The sequence below is a fragment of the Pseudalkalibacillus sp. Hm43 genome (assembly GCF_054170705.1).
In genome coordinates this window covers 3,634,517-3,653,851 of record NZ_CM135129.1, presented here as the reverse complement: position 1 = coordinate 3,653,851, position 19,335 = coordinate 3,634,517, and the positions used below count along the sequence as shown (strand labels likewise).

15 protein-coding genes and 1 other annotated feature are annotated in these 19,335 nt (G+C 43.9%); of the genes, 2 read left to right on the top strand and 13 right to left on the bottom strand.

Annotation, left to right across the window (positions count from 1 at the left end):
• Positions 1-295: 295 nt before the first annotated feature.
• The 3 genes from aspS to ACXQIQ_RS18900 all read right to left on the bottom strand — a co-directional run bounded on the left by aspS (position 296) and on the right by ACXQIQ_RS18900 (position 4,079).
• A complete protein-coding gene (gene aspS / locus ACXQIQ_RS18910) occupies positions 296-2,080 on the bottom strand; it encodes an aspartate--tRNA ligase (protein ID WP_439300841.1) in 1,785 nt (594 codons plus the stop codon).
• The gene (hisS, locus tag ACXQIQ_RS18905; protein ID WP_439300842.1) at positions 2,077-3,363 is read right to left on the bottom strand and encodes a histidine--tRNA ligase; all 1,287 of its coding nucleotides are present in this window, start codon (positions 3,361-3,363) and stop codon (positions 2,077-2,079) included. The genes aspS and hisS overlap by 4 nt, the downstream gene beginning before the upstream one ends.
• A 238-nt stretch (positions 3,364-3,601) precedes the next feature.
• Positions 3,602-3,837, bottom strand: a binding site (T-box leader).
• Positions 3,838-3,905: 68 nt separating this feature from the next.
• Positions 3,906-4,079: an RNA polymerase subunit sigma-70 gene (locus ACXQIQ_RS18900; protein WP_439300843.1), complete on the bottom strand. Its 174-nt coding sequence runs from the start codon at positions 4,077-4,079 to the stop codon at positions 3,906-3,908.
• A gap of 160 nt (positions 4,080-4,239) precedes the next feature.
• On the opposite strand from ACXQIQ_RS18900, the gene ACXQIQ_RS18895 reads away from it, so the two are divergent.
• Complete coding sequence (locus ACXQIQ_RS18895) at positions 4,240-6,045, top strand: SH3 domain-containing protein (protein WP_439300844.1); 1,806 nt, start codon at positions 4,240-4,242, stop codon at positions 6,043-6,045.
• A 322-nt stretch (positions 6,046-6,367) separates the two neighbouring features.
• Here ACXQIQ_RS18895 and dtd read toward each other — a convergent pair whose 3' ends face one another.
• The 9 genes from dtd to ACXQIQ_RS18850 form a co-directional block, all read right to left on the bottom strand.
• Positions 6,368-6,820 carry a D-aminoacyl-tRNA deacylase gene (dtd, locus tag ACXQIQ_RS18890; RefSeq protein ID WP_439300845.1) on the bottom strand — a complete coding sequence of 151 codons (453 nt, stop codon included), beginning with the start codon at positions 6,818-6,820 and terminating at the stop codon, positions 6,368-6,370.
• 16 nt (positions 6,821-6,836) lie between these two features.
• Positions 6,837-9,014 carry a RelA/SpoT family protein gene (locus ACXQIQ_RS18885; protein ID WP_439300846.1) on the bottom strand — a complete coding sequence of 726 codons (2,178 nt, stop codon included), beginning with the start codon at positions 9,012-9,014 and terminating at the stop codon, positions 6,837-6,839.
• A gap of 279 nt (positions 9,015-9,293) precedes the next feature.
• Positions 9,294-9,806, bottom strand: coding sequence for an adenine phosphoribosyltransferase (locus tag ACXQIQ_RS18880; protein WP_439300847.1), 513 nt, complete (start codon positions 9,804-9,806; stop codon positions 9,294-9,296).
• Positions 9,807-9,811: 5 nt separating this feature from the next.
• Positions 9,812-12,172, bottom strand: a complete 2,361-nt coding sequence (gene recJ, locus ACXQIQ_RS18875; RefSeq protein WP_439300848.1) for a single-stranded-DNA-specific exonuclease RecJ — start codon at positions 12,170-12,172, stop codon at positions 9,812-9,814.
• Between the two features lie 65 nt (positions 12,173-12,237).
• Positions 12,238-12,573 (bottom strand): LapA family protein, encoded by a 336-nt coding sequence (locus tag ACXQIQ_RS18870; protein WP_439300849.1) that lies wholly within the window; start codon positions 12,571-12,573, stop codon positions 12,238-12,240.
• Positions 12,570-13,481: a cation diffusion facilitator family transporter gene (locus tag ACXQIQ_RS18865; RefSeq protein ID WP_439300850.1), complete on the bottom strand. Its 912-nt coding sequence runs from the start codon at positions 13,479-13,481 to the stop codon at positions 12,570-12,572. Before ACXQIQ_RS18865 ends, ACXQIQ_RS18870 begins: the two co-directional genes overlap by 4 nt.
• Before the next feature lie 126 nt (positions 13,482-13,607).
• Positions 13,608-15,842 (bottom strand): protein translocase subunit SecDF, encoded by a 2,235-nt coding sequence (secDF, locus tag ACXQIQ_RS18860; RefSeq protein ID WP_439300851.1) that lies wholly within the window; start codon positions 15,840-15,842, stop codon positions 13,608-13,610.
• A gap of 95 nt (positions 15,843-15,937) precedes the next feature.
• Positions 15,938-16,222 carry a post-transcriptional regulator gene (locus tag ACXQIQ_RS18855; protein WP_439300852.1) on the bottom strand — a complete coding sequence of 95 codons (285 nt, stop codon included), beginning with the start codon at positions 16,220-16,222 and terminating at the stop codon, positions 15,938-15,940.
• A gap of 112 nt (positions 16,223-16,334) precedes the next feature.
• Positions 16,335-16,820 (bottom strand): COG2426 family protein, encoded by a 486-nt coding sequence (locus tag ACXQIQ_RS18850; protein ID WP_439300853.1) that lies wholly within the window; start codon positions 16,818-16,820, stop codon positions 16,335-16,337.
• Positions 16,821-16,950: 130 nt separating this feature from the next.
• Between ACXQIQ_RS18850 and spoVB the strand changes: the two genes are divergently transcribed.
• Entirely contained in the window at positions 16,951-18,495 is a 1,545-nt protein-coding gene (spoVB, locus tag ACXQIQ_RS18845) for a stage V sporulation protein B (RefSeq protein ID WP_439300854.1), read from the top strand.
• A 44-nt stretch (positions 18,496-18,539) separates the two neighbouring features.
• Here the strand turns inward: spoVB and ACXQIQ_RS18840 are convergent, their stop codons facing one another.
• Positions 18,540-19,175, bottom strand: coding sequence for a YczE/YyaS/YitT family protein (locus tag ACXQIQ_RS18840; protein ID WP_439300855.1), 636 nt, complete (start codon positions 19,173-19,175; stop codon positions 18,540-18,542).
• Between the last annotated feature and the right edge of the window lie 160 nt (positions 19,176-19,335).

The window sequence follows — 19,335 nt, the reverse complement described above, 5'->3', positions numbered from 1 at the left end:
CTTGACACTGTAGGGTGGACGGAACCTTAGCTGCCACAACCGTTCACAATTTTAAACCTGATTTTATGCGGTTTATTCGAATTGTGACTAAAGTAAGAAAAACATGCCTGAACAAAGATGCAAGACATGGTCATGAGTGCATGATTCTTTGATTTTTTTAACGCTCCTAACGTCCCCAATTATCCGTTTTTTCTCATTATCGAGGACGCTAGAACACTTTTCTTCTCCCTTAAGAATAAGGCCTATTTACACCTTATAAAAAACCGCCCTCCACAAGGAAGGGCGGTCTCGACTCTTAAGATTCGTTTGTTACTTTATCCTTTTTCACATTCAAGTGTAGGTCATCCAATTGTTGTGGGCTGACTTCACTTGGGGCATTCGTCAACAGACAGCTTGCGCTCGCTGTTTTCGGGAATGCAATCGTATCACGAAGGTTCGAACGACCCGCAATCAACATAACGAGACGGTCTAATCCAAGTGCAATACCACCGTGTGGAGGCGTTCCATATTCGAATGCATCCATCAAGAAACCAAAGTCTTCATGCGCTTGTTCTAGTGTAAATCCGAGCGCCTTGAACATGCGTTCTTGGATTTCTTTTTGATAGATACGCTGAGATCCTCCACCGATTTCATAACCGTTCAAGACGAGGTCATACGCTTGAGCACGCACATTGACTGGGTCCGTCTCCAGCATATCCAAGTCTTCTCTCTTCGGCATTGTGAATGGATGGTGAGCTGCTACGTAACGATTCGCATCTTCATCAAACTCAAGCAATGGGAAGTCGACGACCCAAAGGAAATTGAACTTTTCTTTGTCGATCAGCTCGAGTTCTTTACCAAGCTTCAAACGCAATGCTCCAAGACTTTCTGCGACCACCTTCGGTTTGTCTGCCACAAACAAGAGCAAATCGCCTACTTCTGCTCCGAACGCTTCCATCAACTGTTTCTGCTTATCTTCATCAAAGAACTTTGAAATGGGTCCTTTTAGGCCTTCTGCTTCTACTTTCATCCAGGCAAGACCTTTTGCGCCGTAAACTTTTACAAACTCAGTCAGTTGATCGATGTCTTTACGGGAGTATTGATCTGCTTTCCCGCTAACATTGATCCCCTTCACGAGTCCACCTGACTCCACAGTAGATGCGAATACTTTGAAGTCTGAGTCCTTGACGAGATCCGAAACGTTGACGAGTTCCATTCCAAAGCGCGTATCCGGCTTATCAGATCCGTAACGGTCCATCGCTTCTGCATATGTCATACGTGGAATCGGCGTCTGTATCGTAACACCTTTCGTTTCTTGTAAAACTTGTGTCATCATCTTTTCCGTCATTTCAAACAACTCTTCTTGCTCCATGAAGGATGTCTCGATATCGACTTGTGTGAATTCCGGTTGACGGTCTGCACGAAGGTCTTCGTCACGGAAGCAACGAACGATTTGATAATACCGCTCGAATCCAGAAACCATCAGTAACTGCTTGAAGATTTGTGGAGATTGCGGCAAGGCATAAAAGTGGCCTGGATGCACCCGACTAGGAACGAGGTAGTCACGCGCTCCTTCCGGTGTGCTCTTCGTCAACATTGGCGTCTCCATTTCGAGGAATTCATAACCCTCTAGGAAATCACGGATTTGCTTCGTTACCTTGCTTCTCATTTTGAGCGTTTCCTGCATGATCGGACGGCGAAGGTCCATATATCGATACTTCAGTCGAATATCCTCGCTGATCTCCTCTTTATCTGAAATGGTAAAAGGAGGTGTTTTCGCTGCGTTGATGATTTCAACTTGCTCAGCTTTGATTTCAATGTGACCCGTAGTCATCTTTTCATTAACGGTCCCAGCATCCCGCGCGACAACTGTTCCTTTGATGTCCATCACATATTCGTTACGCACTTTGTCTGCAATTTCAGCTGCTTCCTTGGAGACTTCAGGATTCACAACGACCTGTACGATTCCGGAACGGTCTCTTAAGTCGATGAAAATAAGTCCTCCTAGGTCTCTTCGCTTTTGAACCCAACCTTTCAGTTGAACAGTAGAACCGATGTCTTCTTTTGTAATTCTGCCGCAATGATGTGTTCTTCCAATCATGATTGTGCTCCTCCTTCAAGCTGTTTCAGTATATAGTCTTCTGCTTCACTAATGGAGACTTCAACTTGTTCTCCCGTACTCATATCCTTGATGTTGATCACGTCTTTTTCAAGCTCATCTTCTCCCAGCACGAGTACGTATTTGGCATTCAAACGATCTGCCGCTTTAAATTGAGCTTTCATTTTCTTATCCTGGTAATCACGGTCTGCTGTGAGACCCGCTTGACGCAGCGCATTCAGAATGGACATGCTTCGTTTCTTCGGCCCGTCACCAAGAGAAACGATATAGCAATCGACGCCTTTATCAACTGGAAGGTCGATTTGTTCCGCTTCGAGTGCTACAAGGAAACGCTCCAGACTCATCGCAAAACCGATTCCAGGTGTTTCAGGTCCACCGATTTCTTCGACAAGACCGTTGTATCGGCCCCCACCACTCAGTGTTGTGATGGCTCCAAAACCAGGTGCTTCACTCATGATTTCGAATGCCGTGTGATTGTAGTAATCCAATCCTCTGACGAGTGTAGGATCTACTACGTAAGGGACATCCAGTTCCTCTAGATAAGCTTTCACCTGTTCAAAGTACGCTCTCGAAGAATCGTTCAAGTAGTCTAAAATGGACGGTGCTGATTCCATTTTCGGGTGATTGCGATCTTTCTTACAATCAAGGATTCTGAGTGGATTCGTATCGATCCGACTCTGACAATCCTCACAAAGTTCGTTGATGACCGGCTTGAAGTGTGAAACAAGCGCTTCTCGGTGTGCGATCCGACTCTCCGTATCACCAAGTGAGTTGATGATCAGCTTCAAATGTTTCAATCCAAGCTCTTGATAAAGCTCCATCGCAAGTGCCATCACTTCAGCATCAATCGCTGGATCATTACTTCCAAGCGCCTCGATTCCGAACTGGACAAATTGTCTCGTACGACCCTTTTGTGGACGTTCATAACGGAACATCGGGCCGATATAATAAAGCTTCGTCGGCTGCTGTGGATCTCCGAACATTTTGTTCTGGACGAAAGATCGGACGACTGACGCCGTTCCCTCTGGACGAAGCGTCAAGCTACGGTCGCCGCGATCCTTGAATGTGTACATTTCTTTTTGGACGATATCAGTCGAATCACCGACACCCCGTTGGAAAAGTTCTGTATACTCGAAAATCGGTGTTCGAATTTCGTGGTAATTATATTTACGACAAAGCTCTTTCGCTTTTTCTTCGATCAACTGCCATTTCTCAACTTCCCCCGGTAAAATATCCTGGGTTCCTCTAGGAATTTGAAAGCTCATTCCAGTTCACTCCTCTTATTCTTGAAAGATAAATACTGTTTTTGATGATTTTGAAATTCACTCCCTTTCCGCGGGCGAACCGCAAGCCTCCTCGTTCGCTTTGCTCACTGTGGGGTCTTGCCTGGCTCGCCATTCCCGCAGGAGTGTCGTGAATTTCATTTTAGATCAACAAAGATAAGTAACAAAAATCCAATAAAAAAACTCCCATCCCTTCCTATTCCTTTTGTAAAAGAAATAAAGAAGGGACGAGAGTTTATTCCCGTGGTGCCACCCTAGTTGAAGTCCAGTGTCATCTGAACCTCCACTCTAGCTGCAGTTAACGCCTGCAAGACGTTTGATCCCTACTGCTCACGGTTCGGGATAAAACCTCCAGAGTGTCTTTCGTCCAGCCTCTCTGTAGAAATGCTTTCAGCCTATGGCATTTCCTCTCTCGACAGCAGTTACTGAAGTACTTTTCTCCATCAACGGTTTTCGTTCGTTTCATTTGAATTGATTACTATCATATGAGCTTTTAAACGCCATGTCAAGCACGATTTCAAAAATCAGCGTTGAATTTGCTGCTTCAATTTTTTTACCGCCTCTAAATTGACCCCGAACTCTTCTGCCAATTCATAATTGGTCATGCTCTGCTCTTTCTCTATGAACTGATGAAAATCCATACCAAACAAAGCTGTTCCTCTCTGGTTCAGGGCATCTTGCTTTCTACTTTTTCTCATTTGCCAAACCACCTATCGATTCTCTTGTTACGTATCATTGCCATAAATTCAGATTTTTTTACATCGGTAGAGGTTTTTATTGAATTTTGGAGAACCCCATATAAAGTATTACTCCTCAAGCCGATATAAGGAATAAAAGGGAAGTTATGGAGGTGTATGGATGAAAAGGTTTTGGTACGGTGTGCTCATGATGCTCTTATTGCTCGGTTCCTTTTCAACCGTCGGAGACAACATCGTCACTGCAGCAGACCATAAGAAAGCAAAAATCACGGTAAGTACGTTGAATGTCCGCTCTGGACCAGGTCTAGGTCATGCGGTCATCGATCAAGTACATAAGAACAAGGAATATCCGATCTTGTCTGAAAAAGGCGATTGGCTCCAAATCCAGATTGGTAGCAAAAAAGGATGGATCGCAGGATGGTACGCGAAAAAAATCACCACCTCTACCCATACAGGAGGATCGTCTGGAGATGGTAATGCTACTTCTGGCAACGGCACATGGATTTCTTCAAAAGTCGATGCATTGAATGTACGCTCTGGACCTGACACGTCATTTGCGGTTCTTGGCCAAATCTATCCTCATCAAAAATTTCAGTTGGTTGAAACAAAAGGCTCCTGGACGAAAATCAATTTCAACAACTCAACAGCATGGGTCGCATCCTGGTTGATCCAGTCTGCAAGTGCACCAGCCTCGAAAAAAGAAGAAACCACTTCGGGCAGTGGAGGGAAATCAACCGTCAATGCAACGAGCTTGAATGTCCGCTCCGGGCCTGGGACGAATCATTCTATTGTTGGTTCACTTCGTAAAGGGGATCAAGTCGAAATCCTCAACATCCAGAACGGTTGGTATGAAGTCAAGTACGCTCAAGGGAAAGGATGGGTCGCAGGTCGCTATGTAACAAAATCCGAAGAACAAACATCTGAGACACCTACTACTCCATCCGCACCTTCTACATCGACCAAGCGTGCGAAAGTGACAGCTTCCATTTTGAATGTAAGAGATCAAGGTTCTCTTCAAGGTAAAATCATCGGGCAACTGAAACAAGGAAGTACCGTCAACATTCTGAAGAATGATAGCAATTGGGCATACGTGGAATGGGACCGTTCCAAAGGATGGGTCGCTTCCTGGTTCTTAGAAGAAATCAAGGAGACCAATACATCGACTCCTGGAAACGATTTATCCAATGAACCATCCATCTCTCTTCTCTATGATGGAACGAATTTACGTAGCGGCCCTTCGACAAGCTATGCAGTCGTGGATCGCGGGAACAAAGGTGACCAGTTCCCAATCTTGTCCAAGGAAGGCAACTGGTACAAAATCAAGCTCTCAAGAAATAAAGAAGCGTATGTAGCCGGATGGATCGTGACAGTAGTGGGAGCATCCACACCAGAAGTGACTCACCCGACTGTCGGAGATCATCTGAAAGGGAAAACGATCGTCGTTGACCCTGGTCATGGTGGACACGATGGGGGCGCAGTAGGAACAACGTATGGCACCCTTGAGAAAGTATTGAATTTGAACGTCGCGAAAACGGTCTCTGCCAAACTGGAGTCGGCTGGAGCGAAGGTCGTCATGACACGTTCAGACAATCAATACATTAGTCTTCCTTATCGCGTCTATTTATCGCATGCACATAATGCAGATGCTTTCATCAGCGTGCATTTCAACTCATCCATTTTTCCAAGTGCGAGAGGCATCAACAGCTTCTACTATTCAAAAGGGAAAGACGGTCCGCTTGCGAGTTCCATGCAGGAGGAGCTTGTCAGACAAACCGGACTCTCCAACCGAGGAATTGCATTTGGTAATTTCCAAGTGCTGCGGACGAACCGTCAACCTTCCGTTCTTCTCGAGTTAGGATTTCTCTCAAACTCCCAAGAAGAACATTATATCCGCACGTCTGCCTACATGGAAAAAGCCGGACACGCCATCTACCGAGGTTTGGCGAAGTATTTCTCAAATAACTGATAAAATGAAGGAACTTCCAAACGGAAGTTCCTTTCTTTCTGTCCTTCATTTGAGTTGTTTTTCAAATTCGAGGATAGAAAGAACCTGATTCTGTCCTTCATTTTCGGTTTTTCCTATTTTGGAGGATAGAAAGAGCGTGTTTCTATCCTTCATTTTCGCTTTTTCCCATTTTGGAGGATAGAAAGAGCCCGATTCTATCCTTCATTTCACGATTTTCCTATTTTGGAGGATAGAAAGCGCTCGTTTCTATCCCTCATTTGCCACTTTTCCCGTTTTTGAGGACAGAAACAAAAAAACAGCCCTCTGCGAGGACTGTTTTTGCTTATCTTTTCATTTCATCTGTATCAAGAATGAGGGTGACAGGACCGTCGTTGTGAATCTGGACATCCATCATGGCACCGAACTGTCCGGTTTCCACATGAATGCCTTTTTCATTCAGTAATCCGTTGAACTTCTCATACAGATCTTCAGCCACATCTGGTTTCGCTGCATTCATGAAGTTCGGTCTTCGTCCCTTTCGGCAATCCCCATATAAGGTGAACTGAGAAACGGATAAAATCCCTCCATCGATGTCCAACAATGAATGGTTCATCTTACCGTTTTCATCTTCAAAAATGCGCAGGTTGGGTATTTTATCAGCTAGGAATTGTACGTCCTCCAGGGTATCTTCATGCGTGACACCGACAAGGAGCACAAGTCCTTTCTCGATTTCACCAACTGTTTGGTCTTTCACAAGCACTTTACCACTTGAGACCCTTTGCACGACTACTCGCATCAGGTTTTCCCTCCAATTACTGCATCACTCTTCGGACAGCGTAGATATCTGGTATCCGTTTGATTCGCTCGACCACTTTTTGCAGGTGATTGACGTTCTGGATTGAAATCGTCATATTGATCGTCGCCATCTTGTTCTTATCGGAACGCCCGGACACTGCACTGATATTCGTCTTCGTTTCAGCAACAGCATGAAGGACTTCGTTCAACAATCCCCTGCGATCAAATCCGTTGATTTCAATGTCGACACTGTAATTCTTCGTCTGTTCATGTGCCCCTTCCCATTCGACTGGGAGTAAGCGGGTTTCATCGTTTTCTACATCAATGTTCGGACAATCCTTCCGGTGGATGGATACGCCACGGCCCTTCGTAATATAACCGACGATATCATCCCCTGGAACAGGATTACAGCATTTTGAAAGACGGATCAATAAATTATCAATGCCTTTTACTTGAACACCGACTTCTGTTCGTTTTCTTTGCGGATAACTCTTTGTTTCGTTGATCGTATTCAGAAGGCTTTCCGTTTCCGCCTCGCTCTTCTGCTTTCGAATCTTATCTGCTAGACGAGTTGCAATTTGAGAAGCTGTAATACCACCATAACCGACAGCAGCATACATGTCTTCAATATTGGAAAAACTGTATTTTTCTGCAACACGATCCAGGTTCTCTTGCGTGACGACGTCTTTCAACTCGTAACCGTCGTTTTTGACTTCTTTTTCAATCAGTTCTTTACCCTTCGCGACATTCTCTTCGCGTTTTTCTTTCTTGAACCATTGACGAATCTTATTCTTCGCATGTGAACTCTGGCTAAGCTTCAACCAGTCCTGACTCGGTCCATACGAATGTTTGGAAGTCAGAACCTCCACTATGTCACCGGTCTTCAACTTGTAATCGAGCGGCACCATTTTGCCGTTGATCTTCGCACCGATACATTGATTCCCGATCTCCGTATGAATCCGATAGGCAAAGTCAATCGGCACGGACCCTGATGGAAGCTCGATAACATCTCCCTTAGGTGTGAACACGAAAACCATGTCAGAGAATAGATCGACTTTCAAGGATTCCATGAATTCCTCTGCATCACTTGCGTCATTTTGCCACTCGAGAATTTCCCGGAACCACGTCAATTTCTCTTCAAACGTGTTCTTACCTGAGTTGTTCATCCCTTCCTTGTAGGCCCAATGCGCCGCGATCCCGTATTCAGCTACACGGTGCATATCCTCGGTACGGATTTGTACCTCAAGCGGGTCGCCTTTCGGTCCAATCACCGTCGTATGAAGGGATTGATACATATTCGCTTTCGGCATTGCAATATAATCTTTAAAACGACCAGGCATCGGTTTCCAGCATGTGTGGATGATTCCAAGAATCGCATAACAATCTCGGATATTATCAACAATCACACGAACAGCGAGCAAATCGTAAATTTCGTTGAATTGCTTGTTCTGTTTCGTCATCTTGCGATAGATGCTGTAAATATGCTTAGGACGCCCCCAAATATCAGCATCGATATTGACTTCTTCAAGTCGTCCACGTATGTCCTCAATTACTTCCTGGACATATTGTTCACGTTCATTCCGCTTCTGTTTCATCAAATTGACAATCCGGTAGTATTGCTGAGGATTCAAATATCGCAACGATACATCCTCAAGTTCCCACTTGATCGTCGAAATACCGAGACGGTGTGCAAGCGGTGCAAAGATTTCCAACGTTTCGTTCGCTTTTTGGATCTGCTTTTCCTTCGGCATATGCTTCAACGTACGCATATTGTGTAGGCGATCGGCCAGCTTAATCAGGATACATCGGATATCCTGAGCCATTGCGACGAACATTTTCCGATGGTTCTCTGCCTGTTGTTCTTCTTTGGATTTGAATTTGATCTTCTTCAATTTCGTGACGCCATCCACGAGCATGGCGACTTCTTCATCAAATGCTTCTTTCAAGTCATCTAGAGAAACATCTGTATCTTCAACGACATCATGAAGAAACCCTGCCGCAATCGTGGTTGAATCCATTTCCAAGTTCACAAGGATATCTGCCACTTCAACAGGATGATCAATATAAGGGTCGCCTGATTTACGGAATTGCCCTTCATGAGCATCTCTCGCAAATTCATACGCCCTTTGCAAATAATCTATATCATCTTTCGGCAAGTAGGTTGCCGCTTTATTAAGTACATCTTGAATGGCCATACAATCACCTATCATATGTTGATTGGTATATAAATTCTATTATCGTTAAAATTTGACTCCATGTAAAGTGAAAATCGAAAATTGTCGATTCGCCTCTAACTTGTAATCTCTGGAAATTATAGTGTTGAGAATTTCTTAAAATCAAATGTATACAACGTTTGGACTCTTAAGATATTCTCATTACCATATTCAGGTTCCTTCACGATTTCATCAGACGAAAAAGAAATTTGAAATGTACAAAACGAGCCCGAAAACCGAGCCCGTTTGAAAATCTCAATATTAATATTGCATCAATGTGAAGATATCATAGCCGTCTAATTTGTCACGGCCATTCAAGTAAGTCAATTCAATCATGAATGCGATTCCAGCTACGACACCACCGAGCTTTTCAACCAGCTGGACAGTTGCATCAATTGTTCCACCAGTTGCAAGCAGATCGTCAGTAATCAAGACGCGTTGACCTGGTTTGATCGCATCTTTATGAATCGTAAGTACATCTTTTCCGTATTCTTTTCCGTAGTCCACTTTCTCCACTTCACGAGGAAGTTTTCCGTCTTTACGGATCGGTACGAAGCCGATATTCATCGCGTATGCCACAGGACAACCGACGATGAATCCTCTTGCTTCAGGTCCGACGACGACATCAATTTGCTTTTCTTGCGCGTATGTCACGATGTCATCCATCGCTTTTTTATAAACATCCCCTTGTTGCATAAGGGTCGTGATATCTTTGAATCGAATCCCTTCTTGAGGGAAATCCTCAACTACTTCAATATATTTTTTGTAATCCATCTCTACTAGTAAGCCTCCTCAAATCGAACACCATCATTTTCTTCCTCAAAAAACCAGCGTTTTAACTCACGATAGGAGGAGTAACATAGGTCGTTTTCTAGACTCATCTGTTCTTGTTTTCTCCTATACGTTTTTGAATCTGTAAGCGGTCGTTTCATCGGTTGATCCGACACTGTAATAACACCATTGTCTATTGTAACAAATTCAAGCTCAAAAAACACCTCTGTCATAAAATAGACAGACTCTTTCGTCCAGCCTTTGTAGGATGCGAGCTCTTTCGCCTGTTTCTTATAGTCGAACGTTCCTTTTTTCTTCAGGAAGGCATAGAACCATTTGAACGCTTCACGAGTCGGAATCGGGTTGAAATAATGATCTTCTTCATGATGAAAAACGGTGTACACCCGTTCTGCATTCGAACCGAAGAACATCAATTTTTTCAATTGATCCTTACTTTTCGGCAGATCCAATATAATCAAATATTGTCCATCAATCTGTAAGTGATCAAGAGATTCATCTTCTGACACATGGTAGATTCGTTCCTGCCAATCTCCTAGCTCCAATTGTTGGACAGTGTCAGTCTGGAAGGCGAGCAGCTGTACCTTCTCCCGATCGAGTAAGTCCAACCGATCTTTCAAATTTTTGATCCCCCGATAATCGAACAATTGCTTCTCCTTCACTGCAATATCTTGCAGCATCAATTGGGGCTTCCGGAAACCGTTCCATTCGTTGATGGATAACTCCCCGACAACAGATAAAGATGCATTTGGTGTAATCTCTTCAAAGACATCTCCGAAATGGAAGCCGATGACATCTAAAGTGTTGGTCTCCCCTTTCAATGAGAGTTTCAAATGTTTCGAGTCACTGCCGATTCTACGAAACTCATTCAATTTACATTGTTCAATGAGAAACTTCGGTTTCGGGTTCTCGACTCCGAAGGGCTCTAATGCTTGAAGTTCCTCAATCACTTCGAGTGAGACGTCATCCACAGAACATTCTAGGTCAACGGGGGTAATCGGTGTGAAATCATCCACTGTCAATTTTTCTTCAGCTAATTTGTTCAGTCTGTACCGCAAATCGTCCAAGTATTGAAGGTCCAACGTCATCCCTGCTGCCATCGGATGACCGCCGAAATGAGGAAGAATGTCACGACACTCTGATAGATTTGCGAACATATCAAAACCGACGATACTTCTCGCAGATCCTTTGGCAACACCCTTCTCTCGATCAATACTTAAAATGATCGTCGGTCTATAATACTTCTCAACGATTCTGGAAGCGACAATTCCTATGACCCCTGGATTCCAGCCTTCTTTTGCGATGATGAGGGCGGAATGATCCTCTGGTGGATATTCCTCCTCCACAATTTTGACCGCTTCTTTCGTCATTTGATTGACCAGATTCTGACGCTCCTTGTTCATCGCGTCGATCTCTGCTGCAATCATTTCCGCTTGTTCAGGGTCATCAGTCGTGAAAAGATCCACAGCTGGATCTGCAGAATCCAGACGACCGGCTGCATTCACACGTGGACCGATTCCGAATCCGATGTGTTCTGAATTCAACACTTGATCCTTAATGTTACAAAGCTTCAATAGAGCTTGAAGCCCTGGCTTTTCCGTACGTTGTAGCCTGGCAATGCCTCGTTTGGCGATCATTCGGTTTTCATCCACGAGTGGTACTAAGTCGGCAATCGTACCGATACAGGCAATATCCAACAAATGCACCGGCGGTTTCCCAAGGAGTGCATGGGACAATTTAATGGCCACACCAACTCCTGCCAACCCTTTGAACGGATAAGGACAACCTGGTTTCTTCGGATTGATGGTCGCGTATGCCTCCGGCAATTCGGGTTGCGGCTCATGGTGATCGGTGATGATCAGGTCGATTCCTATTTTCTTCGCGACTGAAGCTTCATGTATGGCCGATATACCTGTATCTACCGTGATGATGAGCGAATAGCCTTGTTCTTTCGCCCAACGAAATGCAGCTTCATTCGGACCGTATCCTTCTGTGAACCGGTTCGGAATATAATAATCGAAATCTGCATTCATTTCGCGCAATGTATAGACCATGACCGAGGTACTGCTTACACCATCGGCATCATAGTCTCCGAATATCAATATTTTCTCATTTTGTTCAATCGCTTTTTGGATTCTTTCTACAGCTTCTTTCATGCCGTCCATCAGATAAGGATCATGAAATTCAGCATGTTCTGTATGTAAAAACTCCGTTGCTTCATCTAAGTTATGTTTTCCTCGATTTACAAGCAAACCCGCTACGAGCGGGGATATTTCAAGGTGTTGGACCAACTGATCGACTTTCTCCTGGTCGGTTTCGGTCACGCTCCACCTCGTTTTCGCATTCAACATAAAACCACCTCTTGACTCACTCATTATACAAGAGCGGTCGAAGAGGTGGCAAATACAATTTCAATTTATGATGGCGTGTTTTCAACTGATTTGTTTTGATCAGTGGGTTCTTGTTTCACTGTTTTTTCTTTTTCTGTACGGTTTTTTGAATCTGCATTCAGTTGTTGATTTTCTCTTCGTAACAACCGTAATTCCTTTTTCATGGATAAAAAGCGTACGGAACCCGCGAAGCCTACTGTCAATGCGCCTAAGAGTGCCGAGCCTAAAATGACAAGTACAAGTGGCCATTGTGCTGTTCCGAACAGATAATCCACTTCAACAGCATCTACATTGATGACGGCAAAAACGGCGACGATGATGGCGAACAACAAAACGATGATCAAGCTCCATTCTCTTCTCATAAGTCTTCACCACCCTTTTCTTCCTGGTATGGATTGATATGGACGAAAACATCTCTTACCAGCGTCTGTTCAATCAAACGGTTTTTCACTTCTTTTCCAATGTCATGCCCTTGCTGAACGGTAATTTCCGGATCGACAGCAACCTTGATATCGATGATGACATAATAACCATGTTCTCTTGCGAAAAACTCATCCAGATTCAATACGCCTTCTACACTTTCTACGATTTTCTTCATTTCAACCGTATCTTCTTCATGCAACACATGATCAAGCGTATTGTGGATGGACTCTGCACCGAGTTTCCAGGAAATGCGGAGTACAAGGAGTGAAACGGCAAGGCCCGCAATCGGATCGGCATATTCAAGCCAGCTGATGTTAAGTTTTCCACCGATTACAGCAGCTCCGATTCCAATCAAGGCTGCAATAGAGGAATAGACATCTGACCGATGTTCATATGCATTATTGATGACGGCATCACTATTAATTCTTTTTCCCAATCGGATCTTATATTGAAACATCAGTTCCTTTGAGATGATGGAGAAGATGACCGCATATATTGCCCAAACTTTCGGTGCTTCAATCGGATGGAAGAACGCTTCAATAGATGAATATCCGATTTCAAGTCCAACGACAAACAATAAAACAGCTACGATGATGGCTGCAATCGATTCTGCTTTTCCATGACCATACGGATGATCCCGGTCTGGCGGAAGTTTTGCTGCCCGAAGTCCAAGGAGTACCGCAAACGAACCAGCCACATCAGAAGCGGAATGAACAGCGTCTGCGATCAACGCACGACTATTTGAAAGGAAACCTACGACCCCTTTTACGATGGCGAGCACAAGATTTCCTAATATACCGACCCAAGCTGCAAATTCCCCTTGTTTAAACCGATCATTTTGATCCACAATAACCACTCCATACTTACATTCTACATAATCATTCTACGATTATATTCAACATATACCTGTCATTTTACACTTCATTCTTCTTATGAAAAAGAAAAGCGGTTGACCGAAGCCAACCGTTTTTCATTATTCTGCTGTTTCAGCAGGCTTTACACGTTTTTTCTTCAACTGCTTGCCTTTCCATACCAACCAGATTTGGGAGGCGATGAACAAGGACGAATACGTACCGGCAACAAGTCCTACGAGAAGGGCGAACGAGAAGTTACGGATCGCTTCACTTCCGAAGATCATCAAGGCTGCCGCAGCAAACACAACAGTCAATACTGTATTGATTGAACGAGCTAGCGTTTGAACCAAGCTGACGTTGACGACTTTCGATAAGTCTGCAAACGTCTTGATTTTCATGTACTTCGAGTTCTCACGTATCCGGTCAAAGGTGACGATCGTATCGTTGATCGAGTAACCGACAATCGTGAGGACTGCTGCAATGAACGGTAGATCGACCTCGATCTGTAATAGACTGAAGATCGCGATGATGAAGAACGCATCATGGAGCAACGCAACAATGGATGCTAATGCTTTCAACCACTCGAATCGGATCGTTACATAAATGATGATCCCGATTGACGCGATGGCGATCGCATACATGGCGTTTTTCGCAAGTTCACGTCCTACCGTCGGATCGACAGTACTTACATTCGGCTCTTGTCCGTATTCTTTCTGGAAGAACGACTTCAATTCACCGATTTCACCTTGACTGAGGACACCGACATAACGGGCAACAGCGATGTTTTCATTGTCACCTGAAATGATGACTTCTTCCGCTTCCAAATCAAGAGCTTGCAACTGCTCTTTGATTTTGTCATCTGTAAGTGATTGATCTGCTGTAATTTCAACACGACTTCCACTTTCAAAATCAATACCCAAGTTCAAGTTGAAGATGAGTAAGGATGCGATTCCAAGTCCAATCAATACAGATGATAGGGTAAAGAACTTTTTACGGTGTTGAACGAAATCGAAGTTCTTGAATTTACTATTTGAAATATCCAGTCGATCTGTATCATCTAGATCTTTGATTTGATCTTCTTTGACTCCGAAGTAACCCGGCTTCTTGTTCAGGATACGGCTGTTTACCCATAATCCTAGTAACAGACGTGAACCATAGACTGCTGTCAGGAAGCTCGCAAGGATACTGATGATCAATACGAGTGCAAATCCTTTTACAGAGCTTGTTCCGAAGAAGAACAATACAGATGCAGCAAGAATCGTCGTAATATTAGCATCTAAGATGGTAGATAGAGATCGTTTGTTTCCTGCTTTAAAAGCAGACATGACTGACTTCCCTGATCTTAGCTCTTCCTTGATCCGTTCGTAGGTGATGATGTTGGCGTCAACAGCCATACCAACCCCTAGAATCAAGGCTGCGATTCCTGGTAAGGTCAGTACCCCATCCATCCAATCAAATATGAGTAAGATGAGATAGATGTATGCAGAAAGCGTGATGACTGCAATGACTCCAGGTACACGATAGAAGAAAAGCATGAACAAGAAGATGAATGCAATACCGACTGCACCAGCGACAACGGTCTTATCCAGTGAGTCTTGTCCAAATTTAGCACCGACGGAAGTGGAGTAGATTTCCTTCAACTTCACCGGAAGTGAACCTGCGTTTAATAGATCAACAAGGTTCTGAGCTTCTTGGATGGTTTCCATACCATCGATTGTTGCTTGATCGGAATTAATCGGTTTATCCACAAAAGGTGCTGAAATGTATTTCGGATCTTCTTTTTTCGACTCCTCTTCAAAAGAATCTCCTTCACGATAATCTAACCAAATGACCAACCTGTTTTCAGGATAAGGCATTTGGGAGATTTCGCTTGTTATTTGTCCAAACTTGTCTCCATCTTTCAACTGTAAAGCAACGATTGGTTGATTGGTTTCTTGTATGAACTCAACCTTCGCTCCGCCTTCTTTCAAGTCTGAACCTTTCATTCTTACTTGATCTTCAACGTCACGGAAGGTCAGTTCTGCCTGAGTTGATAATAATTCTCTCGCTTTGTTCTGGTCATCAACGCCAGCGAGCTGAACTCTAATCCGTTCGCCTTCAATTTGAATGTTCGGCTCGGATACACCGAGTACGTCTACACGCTTTCTTAAAGCACTAACCGTGCTATTCAGTAGATCCTTATCAATTTTTTGTCCTTCGTCAGTAGGTTCGACATCGTAAAGAACCTCAAATCCACCTTGAAGGTCCAGTCCTAATTTGATATTTTGGACGATGTCTTTCGTCGTTACGCCTAATGTTCCAGCTATCATGATAACAAGCAGGAAAAAGGCAACGATCCGTCCTCTTTTTACCATATGTATTTTCCTCCCCTATGCCGACAATCTGGATGCGCATCTTCGTGTTATGTAATGACAGTACATCCTATTATATCCATCCCTTGAATGGAGTGTCAATTTTGCTCGAAATCGTCAAATGAGTACCAACTGTCGTCTGTCACAGCTTGGATGGTGAGCCAGTTCATGAAATCGTTAGTGGATAGAGTCATGATGGTGTTCACGACTTGATGAATGCGCCATTCTTCATCTTTCTGTTTTTTGGCCCGTGAAACAATGCATTTCCATATTTCACTTTCCTTCACACTTTCATACCCCATGAAATGCAATTCTTCCTTTTTGCTCTTTAAAGCGGGTTTTACTTCTGGGAGCCAATCCTCTAATTTCATTAATTCAGCCATCTTCAGATCCTCCTTTTAGCACGATATATTGGTGAAAGTAGCTCAACCCCTATTGAAACACTTTGGAATGGGCTACTTTCATTTTTAAAGAGAAAAATCCTTAACTGTTTAACTAAAAGATTGAGTAAATTGCGAATCCAACGCCTAATCCAGCGATGACGACTCCAAAAGCAATCGCCAGGAATGCATAATGAAAGCGGATGTTAAATAGTGCTGCCGCTACACATGCACTGTAAGCTCCTGTGGTCGGAAGCGGAACCGCAGTGAATAAGATCAAGCCAAGAGCTCCGAACCGCTCGACGTTTTTGCTGTTTCGAAGTGTCCGTTCATAAAGCCAACTGTAAAACCGCTTGTACCAGGCGAAACGCATCATGATGTTGCTCAACGGTCTGAATAGAATCAATAATGGAATGATCGGCAGTAAATTGCCTAATACCGATAAGGCAAACGCGGTCCAGAAATCATATCCGAATGTGTAGGCAAGCGGTATGCCTCCTCGCAATTCCAGAATCGGCATTGCCGAAACAATGACCACAATCAATTCATCCGGTAAGAAACTCAGATGTTCAACCACATATCGTTTAATCTCTTCCTTCAACTTCTACACCCCAAATATATACTTGTCATGCTTGGCCTCCTTCGACGCATATACATGTTTGTAAGTGCGGCACCCTGTTATGGACCGCATCCCTTATCGTTTATGTATGTGAAGAAGGCAGGTACAATTCATGTCAAAACAAACATTCATACAAGGTACGATGATTCTCATTTTAGCAGGTTTGATCACAAAAATATTAGGCTTCATCAATCGGATCGTAATCGCCCGTATCATGGGGCCAGAAGGTGTCGGGCTGTATATGATGGCTGTCCCGACTTTACTGCTTACGATCACATTGACGCGCCTAGGTTTACCTGTCGCGATTTCTAAAATGGTTGCTGAAGCAGATGCACAACGAAACCCGAAGAAAATCAAGCAAATCCTTGTCGTGTCTTTAGCCATCACTGGGATATTAAGCCTCATCTTTACGACGGCCATGATTGCACTTGCACCTATTTTATCACAGATTCTAAAGGATGAGAGAACTTATTATCCATTAATCGCGATTGCTCCAGTCGTTCCGATTGTCGCACTCTCCTCCGTCATCCGAGGGTACTTCCAGGGTCATCAGAACATGCGCCCCTCCGCCTATTCACAAGTCATTGAACAGGTGGTACGGATTACACTCGTCGCCGTTCTGACAGGTGCTTTCCTTCCTTATGGAATCGAATTTGCAGCTGCAGGTGCGATGATCTCCGTCGTCATCGGGGAGCTTGCATCGCTTTTCTACATGTTCTCCATGTTTAAAATGCAAAAGAGGATTCGTATCCGGAAAGGATTTTTCGACTATGTGACCAAAGGGAAAGAAACCTTCAACCAACTGATGAAAATATCGCTACCTACGACAGCAAGTCAGCTCGTTGGTTCAATTTCGTATTTCTTTGAGCCGATCGTCGTTGCAAACAGCCTAGCGATAGCGGGCATTTCAACGGTCATCGCCACTCAGCAATACGGTGCTCTTGCAGGTTACGTCATCCCATTCTTAACTTTACCGATGTTCATCACTTATTCTTTGTCCGTTTCTCTCGTTCCAGCCATCAGTGAAGCAGCTGCCCAAAAGAAATTCCAGGTCGTGGAGCGTCGATTGAACCAAGCTCTACGGATTGCAATGCTTTCTGGTGGGATTTCTGTCGTTATCACCTATGTTTTGGCAGCGCCGTTGATGGATCTAATGTACGACACACCTCAAGTATCCATCTATGTAAAGTTGATGGCACCATTCTTCTTCTTCCTCTACTTCCAGGGGCCTTTACAAGCCGTATTGCAAGCATTGGATCTTGCCAAAGCCGCCATGATCAACAGCATTATCGGAGCAATTCTGAAGATTGCACTCATCTTCCTTCTTGCAACACGGCCAGATTTAGGAATCATGGGAGTCGCGCTGGCCATCGTCATCAACATCATGCTGGTTACACTGCTGCATTTTTCAACTGTTGTTAAAGCAATCAGCTATACGATTGTTGTGAAGGATTATGTGAAAGGAATCCTCGCGATTGTCCTGACCGGAGGAGCTGTCACATGGTTCACAAAAGTGCTTGATAAGAGTCTTTTGAGTGATACATTACTCTCCATCGGATTTGCTGTCATCCTATATCTCACTTTGATCATCGTCTTTAACCTTGTGAAAAAAGAAGATGTTCAGTACGTACCCTTCTTGAAAAAGTTCATCCGATAATGAAAAAAGCTGATCCATATTTCGTATCGGATCAGCTTTATCTATTATAACCATTCTTCTTGTGGGGCAGCCTCTGGCTTCACAACGTAGTACAAGCGATAAGCTCTTGTGTACCAGAATTGGATGACGGGTCCGAGAAATAGGACAAGTATTCCTGTTCCTATACCGACAGGTCCACCAATAAGAACTGCAATTGTCGCAACGATTACTGCTACAATTGTTTGCCCCATACGCAAACTCAAATTAAAACGTGCGCTGATGGCAAGAAACAGTTGATCGACTGGCGCTCTCGGGAATTGTGGCAAGATATAGATGGCTACACCAAGTCCAATTGCAGCCATACCCGCTCCAAGCGTGAGGGCTTTGATCACAACTGGAGCTGCCGACAGATCGAATGATGCAAACACGATCTCAAGCCAAAAATCCAAGATGAAACTTTCCAGCACGACGGGTATCAATGCCATGAATTCAGGATGTTGTTTCATTAATTTTGCGTTGATGAAAATGATCAGGAACTGGAAGACTCCATACCAGAATCCGACAGTCATTCCGAACAAATCGGATAGGCCGAGGAAAAAGGAAGTCCAGAACCCTGCTCCGAGTGTCGCATGGATGACCATCGCAACCCCGAAGAAGTTGACAAACATACCTAGAAGGTAAACCGTAACACGATAGAACATTACGATCTCCTCCCTTCTTCATTTATATAGAAAACTTGGATTTCAAATTTTCTTCACCCGATTTTATTAGCGATTGATTTCACCGTCAATTATTTTCCCTCTAACATTTTGTTCCAATTTTCAAGTGGGGTTTTGCTGTATATATGTAAAGGTCAAAAAT